This is a genomic window from Aestuariivirga sp., from assembly GCF_044238155.1.
Classification (GTDB): domain Bacteria; phylum Pseudomonadota; class Alphaproteobacteria; order Rhizobiales; family Aestuariivirgaceae; genus Aestuariivirga.
On the sequence record NZ_JBIIDX010000193.1, the window covers coordinates 1 to 5301 of the forward strand.

Here is a 5301-nt window from a genome sequence, read left to right on the forward strand (position 1 = left end):
CCGCATGGCTACACGAGCCCGCAAGGCCTGCCGGTCCTGCGTGATGCGGTGGCGCAATATGTGGGCGGGCGCTTCAACACCAGGATCTCGGGCGATGAGGTGGTGATCGTGCCGGGCGGCAAGGTGACCTTCTATTTCGCCTGCCAGATGTTCGGCGGGCCCGGCGCGGAAATCCTCTACCCGGACCCGGGCTTCCCACCCTACCGCGATGCCGTGCGCTCCAGTGGCGCCACACCCGTTGCCTATCCGATCCGCGAAGACAGGGACTTCGGCTTCGATGCCGAGGAAGTGCTCTCCCTCATCACACCGCGCACCCGTCTCATCATCATCAATTCTCCCGCCAATCCGACGGGCGGGGTTGTCTCACGCGCCGAGATCACCAGGCTCGCCGAGGGCCTGGCGCGCCATCCGCATGTGGCGGTGCTCTCCGACGAGATCTACAGCCACCAGGTCTATGATGGCGTTGACTTCGTGAGTTTCCTGAACTTCCCCGAACTGCGTGACCGGACCATCATTCTCGATGGCTGGTCCAAGACCTTCGCGATGACCGGCTGGCGGCTGGGCTTCGGCATCTGGCCCAGGCATCTGATCGACTATGTGAAGAAACTGATCACCGTCGATCATTCCTGCACGAGTGTGGCCACCCAGATGGCGGGGCTGGCCGCAATCACAGGGCCGATGGACGAGATCGAGGGTTTCCGGAAGAGCTTCCAGCGCCGCCGCGACATGGTGGTGGCCGGGCTCAATGACATCCGCGGCGTGCGTTGCCGCCTGCCCGGCGGCGCCTTCTATGCCTTCCCCAACATCACCGGCACCGGCTGGTCCTCACGCGAGTTGGCCCGGGAGCTGCTCGAGAAAGCCCATGTGGCGCTGATCTTCGGCGACAGCTTCGGTGAGAACGGCAAGGGTTTCATGCGGCTCTCCTACGCCGCGAGCGAGGCTGACCTTGCCGAAGCGCTCAGGCGCATGAAGGCTTTCCTCGAGGCATGAGCGGAAGGAATCTCTACCTTGCCTTCGAGCGGGCTTTCACCGCCAATGCAAACCGCACCGCAATTGTTTCGGCAGATGGCGCGGCATCCCTGAGCTTTGGAGCGCTCGCCGATGGTGCGGCCCGCTATGCGAATGCGCTGGCTGCGCTTGGCGTGGAGCCCGGCGACCGGGTAACGGTCCAGATCGAGAAGTCGATTTCCGGCGTGCTGGTCTACCTCGCGGCGCTCAAGCTTGGCGCAGTCTATCAGCCGCTGAACACGGCCTACACCACTGCAGAGGTGGACTACTTCGTATCCGACGCCCAGCCCAAGGTGATCATCTGCGACCCTGCACGTCAGACAGAGATGCGGGCACTTGCCGACCGCCACAAGGTGTTTGCCGTCGTCAACCTCGACAGCACGGGAGAAGGAACGCTGGCCGCCATGGCCGCCAGCATGGATAACCGCCACGACACTGCTGACCGCGCCGGCGACGATCTCGCAGGCCTCCTCTACACCTCGGGCACGACCGGCCGGTCGAAGGGGGCGATGATTACCCACAACAATCTTGCCGCCAATGCCGAGGCCCTCATTTCACTGTGGCGCATCACCCCGAAGGACCGGCTTCTGCATGCGCTCCCCATATTCCATGTGCATGGGCTCTACGTTGCTCTGAACACTGCCTTTCTGGCGGCCAGCGAAATTGTCTGGTTCGCGAAGTTCGATGCCGCGGCGATGATTGCCGCCATGCCCCGCGCCACGCTGATGATGGGTGTTCCGACCTTCTACACCAGGCTGCTGGGCGAGCCAGGCCTTACGCAGGATACCTGCCGCAACATGCGACTGTTCATTTCCGGCTCAGCGCCGCTGCTGGCCGAGACCTTCGCCGCATTTGCCGCGCGCACCGGCCACGCCATTCTCGAACGCTACGGCATGACCGAGACCGGCATGATCACCTCCAACCCCTATGACGGCGCGCGGGTGCCGGGAAGCGTCGGTTTCGCCCTGCCTGACGTGTCGGTACGGATCCGCGGCAGCCAGCCCGGCGTGATTGAGGTCAAGGGCCCCAATGTGTTCAAGGGCTATTGGCGCATGCCCGAGAAGACCCGCGAGGACTTCACCGAAGACGGCTATTTCATCACGGGCGACGTCGGCGTGATCGACGAGACCGGCCGCGCGAGCATCGTCGGCCGCGCCAAGGATCTGATCATCAGCGGCGGCTTCAACGTCTATCCCAAGGAGGTCGAGGATGTTCTCGATGCCCTGCCTGGCGTCGGTGAGAGCGCAGTGATCGGCGTGCCACACCCGGATTTCGGTGAAGGCGTGGTAGCAGTGGTGACGGCAAGAGGGCCGCTTGTCCCGGAGGCCGATATGATCGCGGCACTGTCGGAGAAACTGGCGCGCTTCAAGGTGCCGAAACGCATCTTCGAGGTGCAGGAGTTGCCGCGCAACGCCATGGGCAAGGTGCAGAAGGCGGAGCTGCGCAAGCGTTATGCGGAGTGCTTTGGCGCCTGAAGCAGCGGCTTGCCGATAAGCGCATCCATGATGTTGCTCAACACCTCGGCACGGTTGCGGGCCCCTGCCTTGCGATAAATGGCGTTGAGGTGGGCCTTGACCGTACCCTCGGCTGAACCCCGCACACTGGCGATCTCGGCGATGCTGAGCCCCTTGATCATGAGTGCTGCAACGTCACGCTCGCTGGCAGTGAGCTTCCACTCCTCGAAGTGGCTCTCGATCACATCCTGGAGGGCACTCGAGGCCATCGCCACGCTTCGTTCAAGGCTCGCCTTCCGCCGGAGCAGCTGCACGAGATAGACGGCCTGGACGGCAATGCCTGCAAACATCGCTATGCTCGCCAGCGCCTCGGGAAGGAAGGTCCAGTCAATGGCCAACAGGGTGGACGCGTCATCCAGCACATCGGCCAGAAATACGGCAGCACAAACGAGTTGCGCCGCGATCAGTCCCACGACAAGGGCGGGCAAACCGGTTTTCATCAATCGTCCAAGGCCTTGCTGAGATCAGTTTGCGGCATGCGCCAGAGAGATGGAGAGAAGTCGTCCTAGCCCCCGCAACCTCGCGGCGTCAACACTTCGACCGGCTGTTGGCGGCAGTTTTTCGTTACCTTGCCCGGCTCGGGGCAAAACTTCGGGAATTGCAGTTGGAAAGGACGATTTTCCGGATGACAAGTGCGCTGCCATGTGAAAGCTTGCCGCTGCAAAATCAAAATAGCAGAGGCGGGGCGTGTCCAATTCCAAGATCATCCGGCAGCGCATCTGGAACAAGCTGCATGAGGTGGCCAAGCCCGATACCCGCTTCCACCTCAATTTCAACGAGGTGATCCCGGATTTCGAGGGTTCGGAGAAAGCCACCGACTCGATCGTCGCCCTCCCCGCCTACAAGACCTGCAAATACGCCTTCATCACGCCTGACAACTGCCTGGTGGACTTGCGCCGCCGGATGATCGCGGAGGGCATTCCCTTCGTCATGTCGACCTACGGCATCTACCGCGGATTTCTCTACATCGAGCCCGGCATGGTGCCGAAGGGCGCTGAACTCTACGCCGCCTGGCTTGACGGCATGGAGCATTTCGCCAGGCCCATCTCGCTCGCCGAGATTGCCCAGCGCGGCCGCTTCGACCTGATGGTGACCGGCGCCTCCGCCGTGTCCATGGACGGGGTGCGCTTCGGCAAGGGCCACGGATTTTTCGATCTTGAATGGGGCATGTTCACAGAGCTCGGCATCGTCGACGAGGCAACCCCGGTGGTGGCCATCGTGCATGATGTGCAAGTTGTGGAGGACAAGCTCCATCCGAGTGCCACCGACATTCTGGTGGACTATATTGCCACTCCAAGCCGTATGATAACGGTCGGGCGGCGCGCCAAACGGCCCAGGGGCGTGAAATGGGAATTACTGGAGCCGGAACAGATCGCCGCGACGCCGCCCCTGCAGGAGCTTCGGCGCATGCAAGGCATCGGTTGAGTCCCAACTCTTTCAAGCAATCCCCAGGAGGAAGACATGAGAATCGCCATTGACCGCAGAAAATTCCTGAAGCTCGGCGCCGCCGCGGCCTCCGCCGCCGCCGTGCTCGGCCCGCGCGCCGCCCACGCCGCCGGCACGCCGCTGACCATGCAGGCTGCCTGGATCAACGACGCCGAATTTGCCGGCTATTTCGTGGGCATCGACAACGGCCTCTACACCGCTGAAGGCCTAGACCTCACCTATTTGCCCGGCGGTCCGGACGTGATCCCGGAGAGCACCATCGTCGCCGGCAAGGCGGATCTGGCGCTCACCACGCCGGACACGACGGTGAAGGCAATCGTCGACCAGGGCGCCAAGTTCAAGATCATCGGCGCGCAATACCAGAAGAACCCCATCGGCATCGTGTCGCTCGCCTCGAAGCCGATCAAGACGCCGCAGGACCTTGTCGGCAAGACGCTGGCCGTGCCGCCCGTCAACGTGATCTCGGTCGAGGCGATGCTGAAGCTCAACAACATCGACAAGGCCCAGGTCAATATCGTGCCTTATGCCTACGACCCGACACCGCTCATCAAGGGCGAGATCGATGCCTCGCTCGACTTCACCACCAACGTGCCGTTCACCATCAAGCAGGCCGGGCCCGACGCCGTGTCCTTCCTGCTTTATGATTTCGGTTTCACCATCTTCAACGACACCGTGGTGGTGACCGAGGAGACGCTCAAGAACAAGCGCAAGGAACTCGTCGCCTGGCTGCGCGCCAGCCGCAAGGGCTGGGAGGAGAACCTCAAGGACCCGAACGTCTATCCCCCGAAATTCGCCGACACCTGGTTCAAGGGCACAGGCCGCACCGTCGACAACGAGATCTACTTCAACAATGCGCAGAAGCCGCTGATGGAAACACCCGCCGGCATCTTCTCGATGAGCGATGAGGCAATCCAGAAGAACATCGATGCGCTCTCGCAGGTTGGCATCAAGGCCACCAAGGACATGTTCGACACCTCCTTGCTGGCGGAGATCTGATGGCGGGCGACCGGAGCATACGTCTCCGGAACATCTCCAAGACATTCAACGCGCGCGGTGAGACTCTCACCGCGCTCGATTCTGTTTCGCTTGATTGCAAGCCGGGCTCGTTCACGGCGCTGATCGGGCCATCGGGCTGCGGCAAGTCCACCCTGCTGCGGCTGGCGCTGGGCCTTGAAACGCCAGACTCAGGCACGGTCGAGATCGGCGGCCTCGCGCCCGGCGCCGCAGCCTCCACGGGCACTACCGGCGTGGCGTTCCAGGATTCGGCTCTGCTGCCGTGGCGCAGCGTCGAGGCCAATATCGCGCTGCCGCTCGACGTGTTGCGCAAACCGCG

The 5301-nt window shown here is 62.7% G+C and carries 6 protein-coding genes; 5 read left to right on the forward strand and 1 reads right to left on the reverse strand.

The genetic code is table 11. From position 1 onward, the window contains the following. Positions 1-990, forward strand: a 990-nt coding sequence (locus ACILRN_RS15545; protein WP_395689823.1) for a pyridoxal phosphate-dependent aminotransferase, incomplete at its 5' end; no start/stop codon positions are given. Beyond that, on the forward strand, positions 987-2483 hold the full coding sequence (locus ACILRN_RS15550; protein WP_395689825.1) for an AMP-binding protein: 1497 nt from the start codon (positions 987-989) through the stop codon (positions 2481-2483). The genes ACILRN_RS15545 and ACILRN_RS15550, both read left to right, overlap by 4 nt. On the opposite strand, the gene ACILRN_RS15555 is transcribed toward ACILRN_RS15550, so the two are convergent. Next, positions 2459-2962: a LuxR C-terminal-related transcriptional regulator gene (locus ACILRN_RS15555; protein ID WP_395689827.1), complete on the reverse strand. Its 504-nt coding sequence runs from the start codon at positions 2960-2962 to the stop codon at positions 2459-2461. The two genes, ACILRN_RS15550 and ACILRN_RS15555, sit on opposite strands and share 25 nt — an antisense overlap. A gap of 247 nt (positions 2963-3209) precedes the next feature. On the opposite strand from ACILRN_RS15555, the gene ACILRN_RS15560 reads away from it, so the two are divergent. The 3 genes from ACILRN_RS15560 to ACILRN_RS15570 form a co-directional block, all read left to right on the forward strand. Continuing rightward, complete coding sequence (locus ACILRN_RS15560; protein ID WP_395689830.1) at positions 3210-3947, forward strand: 5-formyltetrahydrofolate cyclo-ligase; 738 nt, start codon at positions 3210-3212, stop codon at positions 3945-3947. 36 nt (positions 3948-3983) lie between these two features. Beyond that, positions 3984-4964 (forward strand): ABC transporter substrate-binding protein, encoded by a 981-nt coding sequence (locus ACILRN_RS15565; protein ID WP_395689832.1) that lies wholly within the window; start codon positions 3984-3986, stop codon positions 4962-4964. Next, positions 4964-5301: ATP-binding cassette domain-containing protein (locus tag ACILRN_RS15570; protein WP_395689834.1), on the forward strand; the 338-nt coding region annotated here is incomplete at its 3' end. The genes ACILRN_RS15565 and ACILRN_RS15570, both read left to right, overlap by 1 nt.